General features: G+C 70.2%; 22 protein-coding genes. 14 read left to right on the top strand and 8 right to left on the bottom strand.

What is annotated here, in order from left to right; genetic code table 11:
- Positions 1 to 42: 42 nt before the first annotated feature.
- Entirely contained in the window at positions 43 to 588 is a 546-nt protein-coding gene (locus AXK60_RS09390) for a TetR/AcrR family transcriptional regulator (protein ID WP_068570890.1), read from the top strand.
- Here AXK60_RS09390 and AXK60_RS27370 read toward each other — a convergent pair.
- Positions 569 to 940, bottom strand: coding sequence for a helix-turn-helix domain-containing protein (locus tag AXK60_RS27370; RefSeq protein ID WP_197466802.1), 372 nt, complete (start codon positions 938 to 940; stop codon positions 569 to 571). The genes AXK60_RS09390 and AXK60_RS27370 overlap by 20 nt on opposite strands.
- The gene (locus AXK60_RS27365; RefSeq protein ID WP_068570932.1) at positions 937 to 1,176 is read right to left on the bottom strand and encodes a thiamine-binding protein; all 240 of its coding nucleotides are present in this window, start codon (positions 1,174 to 1,176) and stop codon (positions 937 to 939) included. Before AXK60_RS27365 ends, AXK60_RS27370 begins: the two co-directional genes overlap by 4 nt.
- Before the next feature lie 114 nt (positions 1,177 to 1,290).
- On the opposite strand from AXK60_RS27365, the gene uraD reads away from it, so the two are divergent.
- From uraD to AXK60_RS09340, 8 genes are all read left to right on the top strand, one after another.
- Positions 1,291 to 1,812 (top strand): 2-oxo-4-hydroxy-4-carboxy-5-ureidoimidazoline decarboxylase, encoded by a 522-nt coding sequence (gene uraD, locus AXK60_RS09375; RefSeq protein ID WP_068570889.1) that lies wholly within the window; start codon positions 1,291 to 1,293, stop codon positions 1,810 to 1,812.
- Positions 1,809 to 2,156 (top strand): hydroxyisourate hydrolase, encoded by a 348-nt coding sequence (uraH, locus tag AXK60_RS09370; protein WP_068570888.1) that lies wholly within the window; start codon positions 1,809 to 1,811, stop codon positions 2,154 to 2,156. The genes uraD and uraH overlap by 4 nt, the downstream gene beginning before the upstream one ends.
- Positions 2,157 to 2,161: 5 nt before the next feature.
- A complete protein-coding gene (gene pucL / locus AXK60_RS09365) occupies positions 2,162 to 3,067 on the top strand; it encodes a factor-independent urate hydroxylase (protein WP_068570887.1) in 906 nt (301 codons plus the stop codon).
- 14 nt (positions 3,068 to 3,081) lie between these two features.
- Complete coding sequence (locus tag AXK60_RS09360; RefSeq protein ID WP_068570886.1) at positions 3,082 to 4,464, top strand: nucleobase:cation symporter-2 family protein; 1,383 nt, start codon at positions 3,082 to 3,084, stop codon at positions 4,462 to 4,464.
- Positions 4,465 to 4,716: 252 nt separating this feature from the next.
- A complete protein-coding gene (locus tag AXK60_RS09355; RefSeq protein WP_068570885.1) occupies positions 4,717 to 5,550 on the top strand; it encodes a hydroxypyruvate isomerase family protein in 834 nt (277 codons plus the stop codon).
- 27 nt (positions 5,551 to 5,577) lie between these two features.
- On the top strand, positions 5,578 to 6,459 hold the full coding sequence (locus AXK60_RS09350; RefSeq protein ID WP_068570884.1) for a 2-hydroxy-3-oxopropionate reductase: 882 nt from the start codon (positions 5,578 to 5,580) through the stop codon (positions 6,457 to 6,459).
- A 42-nt stretch (positions 6,460 to 6,501) separates the two neighbouring features.
- Positions 6,502 to 8,310 (top strand): glyoxylate carboligase, encoded by a 1,809-nt coding sequence (gene gcl / locus AXK60_RS09345; RefSeq protein WP_068570883.1) that lies wholly within the window; start codon positions 6,502 to 6,504, stop codon positions 8,308 to 8,310.
- Between the two features lie 9 nt (positions 8,311 to 8,319).
- Positions 8,320 to 9,438: a glycerate kinase gene (locus tag AXK60_RS09340; protein ID WP_068570882.1), complete on the top strand. Its 1,119-nt coding sequence runs from the start codon at positions 8,320 to 8,322 to the stop codon at positions 9,436 to 9,438.
- Between the two features lie 7 nt (positions 9,439 to 9,445).
- Here the strand turns inward: AXK60_RS09340 and AXK60_RS09335 are convergent, their stop codons facing one another.
- The 4 genes from AXK60_RS09335 to AXK60_RS09320 form a co-directional block, all read right to left on the bottom strand.
- Positions 9,446 to 10,624 carry an oxygenase MpaB family protein gene (locus AXK60_RS09335; protein ID WP_068570881.1) on the bottom strand — a complete coding sequence of 393 codons (1,179 nt, stop codon included), beginning with the start codon at positions 10,622 to 10,624 and terminating at the stop codon, positions 9,446 to 9,448.
- Between the two features lie 67 nt (positions 10,625 to 10,691).
- Complete coding sequence (locus AXK60_RS09330) at positions 10,692 to 11,345, bottom strand: TetR/AcrR family transcriptional regulator (protein WP_068570880.1); 654 nt, start codon at positions 11,343 to 11,345, stop codon at positions 10,692 to 10,694.
- Complete coding sequence (locus tag AXK60_RS09325) at positions 11,342 to 12,163, bottom strand: SDR family NAD(P)-dependent oxidoreductase (protein WP_244881077.1); 822 nt, start codon at positions 12,161 to 12,163, stop codon at positions 11,342 to 11,344. Before AXK60_RS09325 ends, AXK60_RS09330 begins: the two co-directional genes overlap by 4 nt.
- Complete coding sequence (locus AXK60_RS09320) at positions 12,132 to 13,031, bottom strand: alpha/beta hydrolase (protein ID WP_082777932.1); 900 nt, start codon at positions 13,029 to 13,031, stop codon at positions 12,132 to 12,134. Before AXK60_RS09320 ends, AXK60_RS09325 begins: the two co-directional genes overlap by 32 nt.
- A 73-nt stretch (positions 13,032 to 13,104) precedes the next feature.
- On the opposite strand from AXK60_RS09320, the gene AXK60_RS09315 reads away from it, so the two are divergent.
- Entirely contained in the window at positions 13,105 to 13,713 is a 609-nt protein-coding gene (locus AXK60_RS09315; RefSeq protein ID WP_068570878.1) for a TetR/AcrR family transcriptional regulator, read from the top strand.
- Between the two features lie 18 nt (positions 13,714 to 13,731).
- On the opposite strand, the gene AXK60_RS09310 is transcribed toward AXK60_RS09315, so the two are convergent.
- A complete protein-coding gene (locus AXK60_RS09310) occupies positions 13,732 to 14,091 on the bottom strand; it encodes a nuclear transport factor 2 family protein (RefSeq protein WP_068570877.1) in 360 nt (119 codons plus the stop codon).
- A gap of 70 nt (positions 14,092 to 14,161) precedes the next feature.
- Between AXK60_RS09310 and AXK60_RS09305 the strand changes: the two genes are divergently transcribed.
- From AXK60_RS09305 to AXK60_RS09295, 3 genes are all read left to right on the top strand, one after another.
- Positions 14,162 to 15,034 carry a LysR family transcriptional regulator gene (locus AXK60_RS09305; protein WP_068570876.1) on the top strand — a complete coding sequence of 291 codons (873 nt, stop codon included), beginning with the start codon at positions 14,162 to 14,164 and terminating at the stop codon, positions 15,032 to 15,034.
- 286 nt (positions 15,035 to 15,320) lie between these two features.
- Positions 15,321 to 16,190 (top strand): esterase/lipase family protein, encoded by an 870-nt coding sequence (locus AXK60_RS09300; RefSeq protein WP_068570875.1) that lies wholly within the window; start codon positions 15,321 to 15,323, stop codon positions 16,188 to 16,190.
- Positions 16,191 to 16,240: 50 nt separating this feature from the next.
- Complete coding sequence (locus AXK60_RS09295) at positions 16,241 to 16,813, top strand: TetR/AcrR family transcriptional regulator (protein WP_068570874.1); 573 nt, start codon at positions 16,241 to 16,243, stop codon at positions 16,811 to 16,813.
- 13 nt (positions 16,814 to 16,826) lie between these two features.
- Here AXK60_RS09295 and AXK60_RS09290 read toward each other — a convergent pair whose 3' ends face one another.
- Positions 16,827 to 17,471: an MFS transporter gene (locus AXK60_RS09290; RefSeq protein ID WP_068570873.1), complete on the bottom strand. Its 645-nt coding sequence runs from the start codon at positions 17,469 to 17,471 to the stop codon at positions 16,827 to 16,829.
- A 139-nt stretch (positions 17,472 to 17,610) separates the two neighbouring features.
- Here AXK60_RS09290 and AXK60_RS26320 point away from each other — a divergent pair.
- Positions 17,611 to 17,911 (top strand): transposase family protein (locus tag AXK60_RS26320; RefSeq protein WP_175399974.1); only part of this gene is annotated, 301 nt, incomplete at its 3' end.

Genomic DNA, 17,911 nt, shown 5'->3' with positions numbered 1-17,911 from the left:
TGTAACGGAGTCGCGATGCACCCGCATTGCTACGATCGGCGGGTGCCGAAACAGGTGGACCACGCGGAGCGGCGCGCGGAGATCGACGCGGTCGTGTGGACGATCATCGCCGAGGAGGGCATCGCGGCGGTGACGCTGCGGCGCATCGCCACGCGCGGCGACATCAGCATGGGCCGCATCCAGCACTACTTCCCCACCCGCAGCGCGATCCTCCGGCACGCCCTGACCTCGTACCTGGCCCTCGCCGCGTGGGCCCACCCCGTTCCGGACGACCCGTGCGAGGCGTTGCTCACCCTCCTCACGCACGCCATCCCGGGCGACGATACGCAGCGGCTCGGCGCGAAGGTCTGGTACGCCTACCTCGCCGAAGCCATCACCGATCCGGGCCTGCGAGAGATCGTCCGCGAGGCGCTCCGCGGCACCGAGGACCTCGCCACCGCACTACTCGACGGCGATCGCGATCGCGCGCGTCTGCTCCTCGCCGCGGCGGACGGGTACGTGTACCGAACCCTGATCGGGCTGGTGCCGGCCGCGGTGGCCGACGCCGCGATCCGTGGGCTGATCGAGGTCAGCCGCGGATCCGGTTGAGGTAGTTGTAGACGGTGAACCGAGTAACGCCCAGCGCTTCGGCGACCACCTCCGCCGACTTGCGGTAGGAGAACGCGCCACGCTCCTCGAGGAGCCGGACGGCGCGCTGCTTCTCGCCGCGGTCCAGCCGGTTCAGGGGCGCCCCCAGTTCATCCGCGAGGCTCGCAAGGAGACCGTCGAGATCCCCGACGGGCACGTCCGCCGACGGCAGCCGCACCCCCGCGACCGTCTCTCCCTCCCAGACGAGCGGGACGTCACCGGTCCGGAGCCCCTCCGCGCCGACGATCTCGCCGTCGAGCCGGTCGACGAGCTCCCGCACCGCGGCGACGAGCGGATGCACCGACTCGGTCACGGCAGGCGATCCACTTGAACGGTGACCCGCGTCGCTCCACTCGCGAACGCCCTGGTCAGAGCATCGCGAAGGGCCTCCAGTACCGCGTTCGCCTCGCCGTCGACGGACGTGCCGAGCGGACCGAAATCGTGCTCCAGCCCGGCCTCGCGCAGAGCCTCCACGGCGCGCTCCGCGTGCGGTGGGACCTCGCCCTCCCCGTGGAAGGGTTCGCTGGTGAACTCCGCTGTCAGACGCACCACCCGATGGTAGCCCGCAACAATTTTTCAACAAACTGTTGACGTGACGCAGCTCACATGTCATTCTTCGATTAGTGGAAAACTTCTTCCGCAGACCGAAAGAAGGCAGGTCAGATGGACCTCGAAGGCTTCAACTCGGCGGATCGCGCCGAACTCCGAGCCACCCTCCTCGCGTGTTGCGACGTGCCCTCGTGGGCGGACACGGTGCTCGCCGGCCGGCCCTACGCCGACACCGGGGAGGCCCTGCGCGTCGCCGGCACCGCCGCCGGCGCGTTCACCCCGGCCGACGTGGATCGCGCGCTCGCCGCCCACCCCCGGATCGGCGAGCGCGCCCAGGGCGCCTCGACCGAGGCCGCGTGGTCGCGCAAGGAGCAGTCGAGCGTCGCCACCGACGAGCAGACCCGGGCGGCCCTCCTGGCCGGCAACCAGGCGTACGAGGCGCGGTTCGATCGCGTCTTCCTGGTGAACGCCGCCGGTCTCGATGCGCAGACGGTACTGGCGAAGCTGCAGCAGCGGCTCGAGAACGACGACGCCACCGAGGCGGTCGCCACGGCGGGTGAGCTGCGCGGCATCGCACTGCGCCGCCTGGCCCGCGTCCTGGATCTGGAAGACGAACTCACAGAGAGGCGTTCATGAGCACCGTCACCACTCACGTCCTCGACACCGCGCGCGGTGTCCCGGCGGCCGGCGTACCGGTCCGGATGGACCGGATCAGCCCGGGCGGCACCGTCGACCCCGTGGCGCACGGCGTCACGGACGACGACGGACGCGTCAAGGACCTCGGCCCCGACGACCTGACGCCCGGCGTCTACCGGCTCACCTTCGACGTCGCCGGCTACGCCGCGACCACCGGGCAGGAGAACTTCTTCCCCGAGGTCGCCATCACCTTCAGTCTCATCGCGCAGGACGGCGCCGTGCCCCATCACCACGTCCCCCTCCTGCTCAGCCCGTTCCACTACTCCACCTACAAAGGAAGCTGACCATCATGGCAATCCACCTGGGCCCCAACCAGTACGGCAAGGCCGAGAACCGCGTGATGCGGGTCTACCGCGACACTGCCCGCCACACGATCCGCGACCTGAACGTCTCGTCCGCCCTCCGCGGCGACTTCACGGACGCGCACCGCAGCGGCGACCAGGCCGCGGTGCTGCCCACCGACACTCAGAAGAACACCGCCTTCGCCTTCGCCAAGGAGAAGGGCGTGGGCGCCATCGAGGACTACGCCCTCACCCTCGGCGGTCACTTCATCGACTCGACGCCCAAGGCCGACGGCGCCCGGATCGAGGTGCACGAGTACCCGTGGGACCGCATCCAGGTCGACGGCCAGGACCACGATCACGCCTTCGTCCGTTCGGGCGGCGGCATCCGCTCGACCATCGTCAACATCGACGGCCGCGGGGCGGACCGGAAGGCCAACGTGGTCACGGGCATTCACGACCTGACGCTGCTCAAGTCGACCGGCTCCGAATTCCACGGGTTCCTCAAGGACAAGTACACGACGCTGCAGGAGACCGACGACCGGATCCTCGCGACCTCGCTGGTGGCCAAGTGGCGCTACGCGCACACCGACGTGGACTGGGACGCCTCGTTCGCCTCGATCCGCGCGATCCTGCTGCAGCGTTTCGCGGAGATCCACAGCAAGGCCCTGCAGCAGACCCTGTACGGCATGGGTGAGTCGGTGCTCGAGCAGCACCCCGAGGTCGCGGAGATCAAGTTCTCGGCGCCGAACAAGCACCACTTCCTCGTGGACCTCTCGCCGTTCGGCGTGGAGAACCCGGGTGAGGTCTTCATCGCCGCCGACCGCCCGTACGGCCTCATCGAGGCGAGCGTCGTCCGCGACGACGCCCCCGAGGCGGGCTCGGCGTGGCACGGCGTTCCCGGATTCTGCTAGTAGGGACTGAGACGATGACCACCGCCAGCGCCACCGTCGAGCGGCCCGAGGACGAGAAGCTCCCCCTCGGACGCACCTTCATCTACGGTCTCCAGCACATCCTCACGATGTACGGAGGCGTGATCGCTCCCCCACTGATCGTGGGCGGAGCGGCCGGACTGTCCGCCACCGATATGGGCCTGCTGGTGACCGCCGGCCTGTTCGTCAGCGGCCTGGCCACAATCCTGCAGACCATCGGCGTGGGCCCGTTCGGCGCGAGACTGCCCATCGTGCAGGGACTCTCGTTCGCGAGCGTCTCGACGATGACGGCCATCGCCAAGGACGGCGGCGTGCGTCCGATCTTCGGCGCGATCATCGTCGCGGGCCTCATCGGTCTCGCACTGTCGACGATCTTCGCGAAGCTGATCCGGTACTTCCCGCCGGTCGTCACGGGCACGATCATCACGGTCATCGGCCTGTCGCTGCTCCCGACCACGTTCACGTGGTCGATGGGCGGTGCGGGTGCCAAGGATCTCGGATCGACCGCCAACATCGGCCTCGCGGGGCTCACCCTGCTCATCATCCTGGTGATCAGCCGGCTCTTCCAGGGCGCGATATCCCGACTGTCGATCCTCATCGGCATCGTGGTCGGAACGGGCATCGCCGCGATCTTCGGCAAGGTCGACTTCTCCCGCGTCGGCACCGGTCCCGTGTTCGCGCTGCCGCCCGTGATGCACTTCGGGACGCCGACCTTCCAGATCGGCGCCATCATCTCGATGACCATCGTGATCCTCGTGATCATGACGGAGACCACGGCCGACATCCTCGCCATCGGTGAGATCGTGAACACCCCCGTCGATGCCAAGCGGGTGGCGTCGGGCCTGCGCGCCGACATGCTCTCGACGACCGTGGCACCGGCGTTCAGCGCCTTCCCGTGCAGCGCGTTCGCACAGAACGTCGGGCTCGTCGCCCTGACGGGCATCAAGAGCCGCTACGTGGTGGCGATGGGCGGCGGCATCCTCGCCGTCCTGGGCCTCCTTCCCGTGGTGGGGCGCGTGATCGCAGCCATCCCGTACCCGGTCCTGGGCGGCGCCGGCATCGTGCTGTTCGGCTCCGTCGCCGCGAGCGGGATCAAGACGCTCTCCCGCGTCGACTTCGACGGCAACCTCAACATGGTGATCGTCGCGGTCGCGCTCGGCATGGGCATGATCCCCGTTGCGGCGCCGAAGTTCTGGGACCAGTTCCCGACCGCGGTCGGCACCATCATGCACTCGGGCATCAGCGCGGCGGCAGTGGTCGCGGTGGTCCTCAACTTCCTGTTCAACGAGATCAAGGCCGGCAACAGACCGGACGTCTCGGTGTTCGCGGCCGTCCCCGACGAGCGGAGCAATCCGCCGAAGCCCAGCAGCGGCCACTGAGCCGGCCCGTCGCGGCCCGACCGACGACACCGTCGCCCCGAAGCCGGAGTGTGCACCCCCCAACGCGCACTCCGGCTTCGTCGTCTCCGGGCCGGCCCGGACCAACCCCGCGAAACGGGGTTGACGTGACTCCCATCACATGCAACAATTCCATAGTACGGAAATGATCTTTCCGACAGGCGAAAGCTAGCAGGTCGAATCGACCTCGCCAGAACCTGCACCGCCGTACGTCCTGCCTGAAGAAGGAGCCCCATGAGCGCCAACGCCCCCGCCAAGTACACGGTCAACTGCTCGATCCTGCTGGCCGACCTGCCCGTCTTCGAGCGCCCCCGCGCCGTCCGCGAGGCGGGCTTCGAGGCCGTCGAGTTCTGGTGGCCGTTCGCCACCGCCGTCCCCGGCGACCGCCAGGTCGACGCCTTCGTGACCGCGATCGAGGACGCCGGCGTGCAGCTGACGGGCCTGAACTTCTTCGCGGGCGACATGCCCAACGGCGACCGCGGCATCCTCTCCGATCCGGCCCGCGTCGCCGAGTTCCGCGACAACATCGAGGTGACCGTCGGGATCGGCGAGCGCCTGGGCACCCCCGCCTTCAACGCCCTGTACGGCAACCGGATCGACGGTGTCGCCCCCGAGGAGCAGGACGCCGTCGCGGCGGAGAACCTCGCCGCGGCCGGCCGCGCCGCGGCGCGCACCGGCGCCGTCGTCCTGATCGAGCCCGTGAGCGGCGCGCCCCGGTACCCGCTCCTCACCGCCGCCGACGCGATCGCGGTCATGGACCGCGTGCGCGACGAGCAGGGCGTCGACGCGCTGCGCCTGCTCGCCGACCTCTACCACCTGCAGGTCAACGGCGACGACGTGAGCGCCGCGATCGACGCCTACGCGGCCCGCATCGGGCACGTCCAGATCGCCGACGATCCCGGCCGCGGCGAGCCCGGCACCGGCACCCTCGACCTCGACGGCCACCTCGCCCACCTCGAGCGCGTCGGCTACCGCGGCCCGATCGGCCTCGAGTACAAGCAGAGCCAGAGCGACCCCTTCGCCTGGCTCCCCGTCGCCGAGCGCAGCGCCGTCGTCGCCGCCTCCTGAACTCCTCTTCCAGCAAAGGAACTCCTCATGACGAACATCGCCTTCATCGGACTCGGCATCATGGGCAGCCCCATGGCCGTGCACCTGCAGAACGCCGGGCACACCGTGGCCGGCTTCAACCGCACGCCGGAGCGGGCCAAGCCGCTCGTCGACGCGGGCGGCCGCGCCGCGGAGTCGATCGCCGACGCGGTCGCCGACGCCGAGGTCATCGCCGTGATGGTGCCGGACTCCCCCGACGTCGAGGCGGTCCTCGCGGGCGAGGGCGGGGTCTTCGACAACGCCCCCTCCGGCGCACTGATCATCGACTTCTCGAGCATCCGCCCCGACGTGACCACCCGGCTCGCGGAGCAGGCGTCCGAGCGCGGCTTCCGGCTCATCGACGCCCCCGTCTCGGGCGGCGAGGCCGGCGCGGTGAACGCGGTGCTGTCCATCATGGTCGGCGGCGCTCCCGCGGACTTCGAGGCCGCCAAGCCGGTCCTCGACGTGGTCGGCAAGACCATCGTGCACGTCGGCCCCACAGGCTCCGGCCAGACCGTCAAGGCCGCCAACCAGCTCATCGTCGCGGGCAACATCCAACTCCTCGCCGAGGCGATCATCTTCCTCGAGGCCTACGGCGTCGACACCGCGGCCGCGGCGCAGGTCCTCGGCGGCGGCCTCGCGGGTTCCGCGGTGCTGAACCAGAAGGCGCAGAAGATGCTCGACCGCGAGTTCGAGCCCGGCTTCCGGATCGAGCTGCACCACAAGGACCTCGGCATCGTGACCTCCGCCGCGCGCGAGGCCGGCGTCGTCGCGCCGCTCGGCGGCCTCGTCGCCCAGCTCATGGCCTCGGCCCGCGCCAACGGCGACGGCGGCCTCGACCACTCCGCGCTGCTGCGCGGCGTCGAGCGCCTGTCCGGCCGCAGCAGCTGACACCCGAAACTTCCCTGACCACAACCACACTGGAGTACTGACATGGCTCGTATGCGTGCCGCTGAAGCTGCGGCGAAGATCCTGGAACTCGAGGGCGCGACGCAGGCGTTCGGCGTGCCCGGCGCGGCGATCAACCCCTTCTACGCGGCGCTGCGCGCGCACGGCGGCATCGGTCACGTGCTCGCCCGGCACGTCGAGGGCGCCTCGCACATGGCCGAGGGTTACACCCGCGCCACGGCCGGCAACATCGGCATCTGCATCGGTACGTCGGGCCCCGCCGGCACCGACATGATCACGGGGTTGTACTCCGCGATGGCCGATTCCATCCCGATCCTCGCGATCACGGGGCAGGCTCCGGTCGCGCGCCTGCACAAGGAGGACTTCCAGGCGGTCGACATCGCGTCGATCGCGAAGCCCGTCACCAAGATGGCCGTGACCGTGCTGGAGCCCGCGCAGGTCCCCGGCGTGTTCGCGCAGGCCTTCCACCTCATGCGTTCGGGTCGACCCGGCCCGGTCCTCATCGACCTGCCCATCGACGTGCAGCTCGCCGAGATCGACTTCGACCCGGACACCTACGAGCCCCTGCCCGTGTACCGGCCGGCGGCCACCCGCGCGCAGGCCGAGAAGGCCCTGGACATGCTCCAGGCCGCGGAGCGCCCGCTGATCGTCTCCGGCGGCGGCGTCATCAACGCCGACGCCTCCGACAAGCTGGTGGAACTGGCCGAGCTGCTGGACGTTCCGGTGATCCCCACCCTGATGGGCTGGGGCACGATCCCGGACGACCACCGGCTCGCGGCCGGCATGGTCGGGCTGCAGACGGCGCACCGCTACGGCAACGCGACGATGCTGGCCTCGGACTTCGTGCTGGGCATCGGAAATCGTTGGGCCAACCGGCACACCGGCGGGCTGGACGTCTACCGCGCGGGACGCACCTTCGTGCACGTCGACATCGATCCGACGCAGATCGGCCGGGTCTTCGCGCCCGACTACAGCATCGTCTCCGACGCCGGCGCCGCGCTCGACCAGCTCGTCGAGATCGCCCGCGAGCGGCGCTCGGCGGGCACCCTGCCGAACCGCGAGGCATGGGTCGAGTCCTGCGCCGAGCGCAAGCGGACGATGCAGCGCCGCACGCACTTCGACGAGATCCCGGTCAAGCCGCAGCGGGTCTACGAGGAGATGAACAAGGTCTTCAGCCGCGACACCCGGTACGTGAGCACCATCGGCCTCTCGCAGATCGCCGGCGGCCAGTTCCTGCACGTCTTCAAGCCGCGCCATTGGATCAACTGCGGCCAGGCCGGCCCGCTCGGCTGGACCATTCCCGCCGCGCTCGGCGTGGTGAAGGCGGAGCCCGGCACCGACGTGGTCGCCCTCTCGGGCGACTACGACTTCCAGTTCATGATCGAGGAACTCGCGGTCGGGGCGCAGTTCAACCTGCCCTACGTGCACGTCGTGGTGAACAACTCCTACCTCGGCCTGATCCGCCAGGCGCAGCGCGCCTTCGACATGGACTTCCACGTCCAGCTCGGCTTCGACAACATCAACGCCGACGTGTCGGAGGCCCACGACGCCGCGATCGCGGAGGTTCCCAAGGGCTACGGCGTGGACCACGTCAAGGTGGCCGAGGGACTGGGCTGCAAGGCATTGCGCGTGACCGACCCCGAGCTCATCGCCGAGACCCTCGGCAAGGCGCAGTCCCTGGCGCGCGAGCACAAGGTGCCGGTGGTCGTGGAGATCATCCTGGAGAAGGTCACCAACATCGCGATGGGCACCGAGCTCGACAACGTCGCCGAGTTCGAGGAGCTGGCACTCGCCGGCGCCGACGCCCCGACCGCGCTCCTCCTGCTGGATTAGGGAGTCGTCATGCGAGTGCTGCTGGCGCCCGACAAGTTCAAGGGCTCGCTGTCGGCCGTCGGGGTCGTCGACGCCCTCGCCCGGGGCATCGCCGAGGTCCGTCCGGAGTGGACGGTGCTGCGCGCCCCGATCGCCGACGGGGGCGACGGCACCGTCGACGCGGCGGTGGCCGCGGGGTGGACGCGGGTCCGAGTGGAGACCACCGGCCCCACGGGCGCCCGGGTGTCCACCTCGTACGCCCGGGGCGGTGGGACCGCGGTGGTCGAGCTCGCCTCGGCGGTCGGCCTCGAGCTGTTGCCCGACGGTGTGCCGGACGCACTCGGCGCCACCACCTTCGGCCTGGGCACGGTGATCCGACACGCCCTCGACGACGGGGCCCGGGCCATCGTGATCGGCCTCGGGGGCAGTGCCTCCACCGACGGGGGCGCCGGCATGCTCCAGGCGCTCGGGGTCACGATCACGGACGCCGACGGTGCGCCGCTCCCTCCCGGCGGCGCGGCGCTGGCCCGGGCTGCGCGGGTGGATCTGTCGGGCCTGCACCCGGCGGCCGCGCAGGCCCGGTTCACCCTGGCCTGTGATGTCGACAACCCCCTGCTCGGCCCCGACGGCGCGGCCGCGATCTACGGCCCGCAGAAGGGCGCGACCTCGGGCGACGTGGCACTACTCGACGCCGCGCTGCGGGTTTTCGCCGACCTGCTCGCCGCTGCCGGCGGGCACGACGCCCGGGACGTCCCGGGTGCGGGTGCCGCGGGCGGCACCGCCTTCGGCGCGATGGCGGTGCTGGGCGCGCGCGCCCGCCCCGGCGTCGACATCGTGCTCGAACTGGCGGACTTCGCCGCCAAGCTCGACGGCGCCGACCTCGTCGTGACCGGCGAGGGCTCGCTGGACGAGCAGACGCTGCACGGCAAGGCCCCCGTGGGCGTCGCCGCGGCGGCGCGTGCCGCGGGAATCCCGGTCATCGCCGTGTCCGGGCGGAACCTCCTGAGCGCGGACCAGATCCACGGGGCGGGCTTCCAGCGGGCGCTGGCGCTCGCCGAGCTCGAGCCCGATCCTGCACGATCGATGGCCGACGCCGCCGATCTGCTCCGGCGGATCGGCCGCACCATCGCCAAGGACGGCCCCGCCTGAGTTCCCCTCAGGCGGGACGGTTCCGCTGCAACCAGGCAGCGATCCGCCGCTCGCCGCGGACCGTCGCCCAGCGGCGGGCCGACGGGGAGAGGCGCGAGGCCAGGTGGACCGGCAGGTTCGTCGCCCACGCAACCGGCAGGGCCCACGGCATCGCGGCGGGGAGGCCGAGGTCGCGCAGGCCCTGCGGCCCCGCGAACACGCTCTCGATGCTGCCCAGGTAGCGCTGGTGGAAGCGCTTCCGGAGCGCCGACCCGACCGGGTACGCGTGCCGCCCCCAGTTGCCGTACAGCGCGCGGCCGAGGACCGCGGAGTCCGCGTCCGGTCCGGGCGTGTACTGGCCGATCTGGACCATCCGGCGCCGACCCTCGCCCTCCGTCGCGGGCAGGACGTGCTCGTCGATGCCGAGCAGCCAGCCGACGTAGCGCCACAGCGCCATCACGTCGCGCCCCTCGTCCGCGGAGACGGGCATGCCCAGTAGACGCAGTCCCAGAACGAAGGTCGTCGAGAAGAGCCCCAGTGTGCCGAGCTGGTCCGACTGGTTGATCGGTACGCCCCACTCGGCGAGGTCCCAGTCCTCGCGGCGCAGCAGCGTCGTGTTCGCGAGCCCGTGGATCACCCGGACCTTCACCGCCGACCGCCAGGCCCGCCCGTGCGGCCGCACGTCGCCGCCGATGATCTCGGACCACCACTGGGTGGTCTCGTGGATGCGCGCGTCGACACCGTCGACGAGGCGCCCGGTGGCCACGAGTTGCCGCGTGGTCGCGGAGGTCGTGTAGCCGGTCATCAGCGACGCCGTTGCGAGCACGTCGAGGCCGAGCGAACCGGACCGCCGGCAGACCGCGGCGCCGCGCTCGCAGGCGGCGAAGTCCACCCAGGACGGCGTCGCGGCGGAGCCGACAGCGTCGAGGAGTTCCTGCAGCACCGGATTCGGCGTGGTCCCGGACGCCAGTGCGGCGTCGAGATCCCGCATCGAGAACGCGCGGTCGTCGATCACCGCCCGCCCCATCCGGTTCCCGAGCTCGTCGCCGCGGCTCACCGCTTCTCGCGCCCAGTCGAGCTCCTCGGCGGTGAACGGGCGGCGGTCCTTCTGGAGGATCCGGAGGACGCGGACGGTCCCCGCGGCCCACTCGGGGTCGCGGTCGAAGCGTTCGGGACTGTCGACGGTGCGCGGGGCTGCAAGAGTCATGCCCCGAGCGTAACTCAATCTGGCTACAGCATGTAGCCACAATATTCTCGGAACCGATACCGCCCCGCTACTCCGCGCGAAGCCGCCGCAGCACCTCCGCGAGCTCGCGGTTGCTGAGGATGTCGGCGACCATGACCTCCTCGATCACCTCGACGGTCGCGTCGATCCGCCCGGCTGCGGCCGCGATGGACAGGTGCATCCCGCCCACGACGATCAGGCGCGCGGACAGCAGAGCGTCGGCGGGGTCGGGCGGGTCGTCGAGGATCTCCGCGGCCTGAGCGGCCATGGCACCCGCGAGCAGGTCGATCAGGGCCTCTCGCCGATCGCGCAGGCCGGGGTGCACGTCCGCGCTCATGAGCAGCGCGGCGCGCCGGTCGTCGTCGTCCACCGCGGCGAGCGAGCCGCGCACGCCCGCACGCACTTTCCGTTCGAGGACATCCGGACCGTCGGGCACCGCGCCGATCGCGCCGGCCACCCGCGCCATGACCGCCTCGGCCAGAAGGTCGAAGGCCTCGGTGAGCACCTGGTCCGGCGAGTCGAAGGCCTCACGGAAGTACCGCGCATGCAGGCCCGACTCGGCGCACAGCGAGCGCGCACTCACCGCTGCCACCCCGTCCCGGGCGACCACGGTGAGCGCGGCGTCGAGGAACCGGACCCGGCGTTCCTCGCGCCGGGCACCGGCCGCGACGCCGCTGTAGCGGCGCCCATCGCTCTCGGTCATCGGGCCAGCGTATCGACCCCGGTCTCCCTCTCCGTCCGCTGCGGGGAGGACGCCAGGCGGATGGCCTCGGGGACGGTGTCGCCGGGGAAGCCGATGCGATCGACGAGCGGCCGGATCAGCCCGAGGATGCGCGCCGCAAGCGCGTTGCGCTTCGGGGCCACGATCATGGCGGACCGGCGCTCGATCCCGTCGACGACCGCCTCCACCACGTCGTCGATCGGGATCATCGCCCAGAGACCGGAGGCGTTGTCGCCCCACAGCTTCCGTCCGGCGGGATCCTCGTGCACCGCGTCCATCATCGGGGTCTTGAAGAAGGTGGGGTGCGCGCTACCGACATCGACGCCGAGGTGCCTCACCTCGAGTCGCGTCGAATCGCACAGCGCCCACACCCCGGCCTTGCTCGCGGTGTACGGACCGTTGAGCGGGGAATGCACGAAGGCCGCCATCGATGAGACGGCGAGGAGGTAACCGCGCGAGTCCCGCGGAAGCGCGGCGCGGAAGGTGCGCCACACGCCGTTCAGGTTCGCGTCGATGACGCGCTCGAAGCCCTCCGGATCGAGCGACTCCATGGGCAGCATCGAGCTGAGACCGGCGTTCGCGACGACCACGTCGATGCGGCCGAAATGCTCTGCCGCCTCATCGATCGCGATGCGGACGCTCTCGATGTCGCGCACGTCGGCGGCCCATCCGTGGGCGACGGCCGCGCCGCCGAGCGCCGCGGCCTGGTGACGACGACGGTGCGGCCGGCGAGTCGGTACACGATGGTTCTCCTTGAAGGTGGACGAATCAGGCGACGGGGACGTGGCGCGCGAGGAAATCGAGCTGATCGGCGACGTTGCGCTCGAAGTCGTCGCCCACGTAGATGTCGAAGTGGCCGGCGTCGTAGAGCTTGATCTCGGCGTTCGGGGCCTGGGCCGCGTACCGCTGCGTGCGCCCGGCGGGCGCGACGGTGTCCTTCTCCGCGATCGCCAGGAACAGCGGCGCGTGAACGTCCTTGATCCGCCGCCCCGGGAAGTGCCGGATGATCTGCAGCGCGAACCGGGCGACGATGTCCTTACGGATCTCGCGGCCACCGTCCGCGGGCAGGAGCCCCTCGATGCCCGACGCGGAGTCGGGTGAGGTCATCAGGGCGACGGTGCCCGGCGCGCCGTAGCTCGGCACCGTCACCGGCGCGCGCCCGAGGAGACCGCCCACGGCGTCCCGCAGCGCGACGGCGGTGAGCCGCAGCGACGTGAGCGGCGGGATCGTGAACGACGAGGCGAGCCCATCTGTGAAGGGGCACTGGGCGATCGCCGCCGCGATCCGCGGGTCGTCCGCGGCGGTGACGATCGAGTGTCCCCCGCCGAAGGACGTGCCCCAGACGACCACGCGGTCGGGATCGACACCGTCGAGCGTGCGGGCGAAGGCGACCGCCGAGCGCCAGTCCTCGAGCTGCCGCCCGATGTCGAGCAGCTGGCGGGGCTCGCCGCCGCTGGCCCCGAAATGCCGGTAGTCGAAGACGAGGCAGGCGTAGCCGGCGGCGGCGAAGCGCTCGGCGAAGGCGTCGAGCCGCTCCTCCTTGACGCCGCCGAGGCCGTGGGCGAGGACGACGATCGGCCGTCGCTCCCCCTCGGCCCCCGCGGGCCGGTACAGCCAGGCGGCGATGGTGCCGGATCCGGATCGGAAGGTGATGTCTGTGCGCGTCATGTTCCGAACCATACTGGAATAACCTCCATAATTGGAAGACCTTCCAATTATGTCTTGGGTTACAGTATTGGACATGGAACCCACCCGTGCGCAACGCAAGGCCGCAGCGAACCGGCGCGCGGTGGTCGACGCCGCGCGGGAGATCGTCGCCGTCCACGGCGCCGACGCAATGACCTTGGAGGCGGTGGCCGAGCGGGCCGATGTGGCGGTGCAGACGATCTACAACCGGGTCGGCGGCAGATCCGCGCTGCTCACCGCCGTCGCCGAGCAGGCCATGGAGGAGAACCGCGCGTACATGGACGCGGCCTACCGGACCGATGGCGACCCCGAGGCCACGATCCTGTTGGCCGCCAGGGAGTACGCCCGGTTCGCGCGGGAGCGGCCCTACGAGTTCCGGATCCTGGTGGAGCCGCCGGACGTCCCCGACGCGGTGGCCCGGATCGCTGAGCTCACCCGGGAGCAGAACGCGAAGCTCGCCGCAGTGCTGCGCAAGGGCGTCGCGGCCGGGACCGCCCGGCCCGACCTGGACCCCGATCGCGCCGCCACCGCCCTGTCGGCGGCGCTGAACGGCGTGCTCGCCCTCGCGTGGCGGCCGGGCGATCTCGGCGCGGGGCCGGAGGAACTCGATCTCCTCTTGGGCACCGTCATCGCGACCCTCACCGACGGCATCCGCGCTCGGTAGCGGATCCGCGGTCGCCGGTCAGGCCGACGCGGCCAGGATCTCGCGGGGGTCGAAGGTCACGTTCACCGCGGTGATCAGGCCTTTCTCGACGTGCGTCCAGTTCGCGACCGCCGTCGCCGGGGCTCCGCCCATCCCCAGGTCGAACCACGTGATGACGTCGTGATCGTCGGCGAGGCGGGCACGGATCTCGAGCGAGTCGGTCGCCTGCGCCATGCCGTTCAGGCCGGCCAGGAACTCGTCCGGTCCGTTCGCCACACCGAAAACCCCGGCGAAGCGGCAGTCGGGCGCGAGGAGGGGACGCAGGGGCTCGAAATCCTTCGCCTCCCAGCAGCGGAAGTAGGTCTCGGCGAGCTGGCGGGGTGTGCTGTTCTCGGTCATGACTCCACTCTGCGACCGCCGAGCGAAGAAGTCCAACAGCTGAATCTGATTCGACCTATCATCTTCAGTGATGGAACTGCACCAGCTCCGCTACCTCGTCGCCGTCGCCGACCGCGGCTCCTTCACCGCGGCCGCCGACGCGCTGCACGTCGCCCAGTCCGGGGTGTCCGCGCAGGTCGCGAAGCTCGAGCGCGAGCTCGGCCATCGCCTCCTCGACCGGGGTACCCGCACCGTCGGGCTGACACCCGAGGGAACGGCGCTCGTCCCCTACGCCCGCGCCGCACTCGCAGCGGTCGCAGCGATCGGGACGGTCGCCGACGAACTCACGGGCGTGGTCCGCGGTCACGTGCGCCTGGGCACCGTCATCGGCTGCACGATCCCCGGCTACCTCGCCGGCTTCGCCGCGTTCCGCGCGGACCATCCGACGGTGACCGTCGAGGTCGCGGAGGGCAACTCGGACGAGCTCATCGCGGGCCTCAGCACGAACACTCTCGACGTCGCCCTCGTCGCCCACGCCCACCCCCTTCCCGACGGCCTCACTGCGCACCGCCTGATCCGCGAACCCCTGACGGCCGTCGTCCCGGGCGACCACGAGTGGGTCGGCCGCGACGCCGTGACCTGCGCCGACCTCGCCACTCGCACCGTCCTGTGCCTACCGCCCGGCACGGGCGTGCGCACCGCGCTCGACCTCACCTGCGCCGCCGAGCGCACCGTCGTCGACCCCGCCGTACAGGCCCACTCCCCCGAGGCGCTGCTCGCGCTCGCCGAGCGCGGCGCTGGCGTCGCGGTCCTCACGGCCTCGATGGCGGGCGGACGCCCGGGCTTGTCGACGGTGCCGATCGCCCGGTCCGCCAGGACCAACCTGTCCCTCGCGACGCGGGCGGCACCGTCGGCGGCGGCGGGCGCGATGACCCGCACCCTGCGCGAGCACCTCGCCCCCTGATCGACGAGCCCCCCGGCCGGGCCCACAACGCTCGGCGCCGTCCCATGCGTTCCCGTACGTTCCCATGACAGATGCGCCGATATCGTTGTAGCCTCCTTCCCGAACCACTTGGTTCGGGAAGGACAGAACAATGATTCCGACACGGCACAGAATTCGGCAGGGACCACGCATCGCGGGAAGTGCGACACTCGCAGTGCTGCTCGCTTCTCTCTTCACGCCGTCGACCGCAGTAGGCGCCCCTTCAGGACCCGAACTCAGCGAACCCACTGCAGCTCTGGACCGAGCGATGAATTGCCCGAAGCCGCTCGGCAAGGACGGTCCGGAACCCGTTCTGTTGATCCCCGGAACCGCATCGACCCCGGAGTCGGCCTTCGGCTGGAACTCGATGAAGGCCTTTCGCGAGGAAGGCACTCCCTTCTGCTCCGTGACACTGCCGGACGAGGCGAATGCGGACATCCAGCGCAGCGCCGAGTACGTTGTTCACGCCCTACGGAAAATGAACTCGTCGAGCGGCAAGAAGGTCCAGATCGTGGGCTGGAGCCAAGGCGGTGGCCCGTTGCCGAGATGGGCATTGAAATTCTGGCCGGACACCCGACACATGGTCGACAACCTCATCGGGATCGACCCCGACAATCACGGATCTGCCGTCGTCAATCTCCTGGGGTGCGGAGTCATCAACACCTTCTGCTCACCGGCGCTCTGGCAGCAACGACCCGATTCGCACTTCATCTCCACCCTGAACCGCGGCGGCATGACCTATCCGGAGGTCAACTACACCGTTCTCTACCTGAACTTCAGCAATGTGGTCGAGCCCAGCGTCCACGGTGAATCCCAGTCGTTGCCGCCCGGGCCCAACGTGACCAACGTCAGCCTGCAGGGGACCTGCGGCGGCCCGCTCTCGCTCCCCTCCGATCACGCGACCGCCGTCGGGCTGCCGATCACGGCGAGCCTGATACGGGCGACACTGTCCAACCCGGGGCGGCCGCTGCAGAAGGCATCGATCAACGCGAGTGCATGTACGAAGACCTTGCCGGCCATCCAGGAGAACATCGGGATCATCGCGAACAACTACCTGCAGCAATTCACCCGGTCCATTCCTCGCCATTCGGTTCCGGCAGAACCTGCACTCCGCGCATACGCTCGCACTACCCGCTGATCCTCGCGCCGGTCCGCATCGCCGCGGAAGCCTGAGGTATCGTGGGGCGCATGCGAGCGGCAGGCCAAGCAACACGGGACAGAATTCTCGCCGTCGCGAAAAACGAGTTCGCGCGGTACGGATTGGCGGGCGCGCGGATCAATCGAATCGCCGCGGACGCGATGGCCAGCAAGGACCGGCTCTACGCCTATTTCGACAGCAAGGAGCAGTTGTTCGCGGAGGTTTCCAGTCAATGGATCAGTCGCACAGCCTACGACCTCGCACTCTCCGGCGACGATCTTCCCGGATACGTCGGCAGGCTGTTCGACGATTTCTTGGAACACCCCGAGAACGCTCGACTTCAATTCTGGGCGGAACTGGAAGTGACGGATCCCTTGCCGGCCGATGACCCGCGCGTAGCGATGCTCCGGGCTAAAGTCGCGGAGATCCGCCGCGCCCAGTCATTGGGATTGATCGACGATTTCTGGCACGCCCCAGAGCTCGTCGGCATGCTCGTCAGCATCGCGCGGGATCAGGCAGTTCCGAACAGGCACCCGCGTCTCCACGATCAGACCGAGCGATCGGTTGCGGACAGACGGGCCGCCGCGGTCGAGGCGGCCCGGCGCCTCGTACAACCCCGCTGAGGCCACCACACGGTCAGAGCGCCGGACGGGCCGCCGGACGCCAGCGTGCGACGGCGGCGCCGAGCGCGACGACGGTCAGCGCCGCCACACCCAGCCCGAGCGCCGGGTAGGTCCACGCCGAGACGACCGCGCCGGATGCGAGACCACCACCGGCGCCGGCGAGCGCGATGAGCACGTCCACCTTGCCCTGCACCCGCGCCCGGTCGCCCAGCTCCGTGCCGTCGACCACCAGCGCGGTTCCGGCCACCAGCCCGAAGTTCCAGCCGACCCCGAGCAGGACCAGGGCAACGATGTTCGCCCACAGCGAGTCCCCCGACCCGACCGCGGCGAGCAGCCCCGCCGCCGCCAGGACGACCCCCGAAGCGACGACCATCGGCATCCGCCCGACCCGGTCGACGAGCACGCCCGTGATGGGCGAGGGCAGGTACATGCCCGCGATGTGCAGGCCGATCACCATGCCCACGGCGCCCAGACCGTGATGATGGGCCTGCATGTGCACCGGGGTCATCGTCATCACCGCAGTCATCCCGATCTGGGTCACGACCATCACCGCCGCGCCGAGGTACGCCGCGCTCCGCACCCCGGTGTGCTGCCCGCCGGCGACGGGCTCGTGGCCCGCGCCGAGTTCGCGGGCCAGCAGCAGAGGATCCGGCCGCAACAGGGCTCTTCGAGCTTGAGCGGGCAGTGCCTGGTCAGGGCTTCGGCGGCTTCGGCGTGTCGGTGACGTGAGGAGCCCCTGGTCTCCGGAAATCTGGATGTTGCGACACATTCCGATTTCGGTGAGGAGTACCAGGGGCATGAGCGAGCCTACTTCGTTGTTGCTGGGCCTGGAAGGTCTGCAGGTCACGAGCGTTTCGGCATTGCCGGATAGGACGCGGCTGGTGGAGGTGATCACCTGCGATCCGGATGCTGCTGCGTGCCCGTCATGTGGTGTCGTCTCGACCTTCGTCAAGGATCATTCGGTCACGTATCCACGTGATGTGCGATACGGAGATGATCCAATTAGGTTGCGCTGGTGGAAGACGCGATACCGATGCCGGAACGATGAGTGTGATCGGGCGACGTTCACTGACCGGATACGTGAGGTCCCGGCGCGGC

The organism is Tsukamurella pseudospumae (genome assembly GCF_001575195.1).
In the GTDB taxonomy this organism is placed as follows: domain Bacteria; phylum Actinomycetota; class Actinomycetes; order Mycobacteriales; family Mycobacteriaceae; genus Tsukamurella; species Tsukamurella pseudospumae.
The sequence above is the reverse complement of the archived record's forward strand: the minus strand, read 5'-3'. Positions and strand labels throughout refer to the sequence as shown.

What these genes read in the sequence shown, in the direction of transcription:
- uraD (WP_068570889.1), top strand. Translation starts at nt 1,291, where the DNA reads ATGGACCTCGAAGGCTTCAACTCGGCGGATCGCGCCGAACTCCGAGCC.
- uraH (WP_068570888.1), top strand. Translation starts at nt 1,809, where the DNA reads ATGAGCACCGTCACCACTCACGTCCTCGACACCGCGCGCGGTGTCCCG.
- pucL (WP_068570887.1), top strand. Translation starts at nt 2,162, where the DNA reads ATGGCAATCCACCTGGGCCCCAACCAGTACGGCAAGGCCGAGAACCGC.
- AXK60_RS09360 (WP_068570886.1), top strand. Translation starts at nt 3,082, where the DNA reads ATGACCACCGCCAGCGCCACCGTCGAGCGGCCCGAGGACGAGAAGCTC.
- AXK60_RS09355 (WP_068570885.1), top strand. Translation starts at nt 4,717, where the DNA reads ATGAGCGCCAACGCCCCCGCCAAGTACACGGTCAACTGCTCGATCCTG.
- AXK60_RS09350 (WP_068570884.1), top strand. Translation starts at nt 5,578, where the DNA reads ATGACGAACATCGCCTTCATCGGACTCGGCATCATGGGCAGCCCCATG.
- gcl (WP_068570883.1), top strand. Translation starts at nt 6,502, where the DNA reads ATGGCTCGTATGCGTGCCGCTGAAGCTGCGGCGAAGATCCTGGAACTC.
- AXK60_RS09340 (WP_068570882.1), top strand. Translation starts at nt 8,320, where the DNA reads ATGCGAGTGCTGCTGGCGCCCGACAAGTTCAAGGGCTCGCTGTCGGCC.
- AXK60_RS09335 (WP_068570881.1), bottom strand. Translation starts at nt 10,624, where the DNA reads ATGACTCTTGCAGCCCCGCGCACCGTCGACAGTCCCGAACGCTTCGAC.
- AXK60_RS09330 (WP_068570880.1), bottom strand. Translation starts at nt 11,345, where the DNA reads ATGACCGAGAGCGATGGGCGCCGCTACAGCGGCGTCGCGGCCGGTGCC.
- AXK60_RS09320 (WP_082777932.1), bottom strand. Translation starts at nt 13,031, where the DNA reads ATGACGCGCACAGACATCACCTTCCGATCCGGATCCGGCACCATCGCC.
- AXK60_RS09315 (WP_068570878.1), top strand. Translation starts at nt 13,105, where the DNA reads ATGGAACCCACCCGTGCGCAACGCAAGGCCGCAGCGAACCGGCGCGCG.
- AXK60_RS09310 (WP_068570877.1), bottom strand. Translation starts at nt 14,091, where the DNA reads ATGACCGAGAACAGCACACCCCGCCAGCTCGCCGAGACCTACTTCCGC.
- AXK60_RS09305 (WP_068570876.1), top strand. Translation starts at nt 14,162, where the DNA reads ATGGAACTGCACCAGCTCCGCTACCTCGTCGCCGTCGCCGACCGCGGC.
- AXK60_RS09300 (WP_068570875.1), top strand. Translation starts at nt 15,321, where the DNA reads ATGAATTGCCCGAAGCCGCTCGGCAAGGACGGTCCGGAACCCGTTCTG.
- AXK60_RS09295 (WP_068570874.1), top strand. Translation starts at nt 16,241, where the DNA reads ATGCGAGCGGCAGGCCAAGCAACACGGGACAGAATTCTCGCCGTCGCG.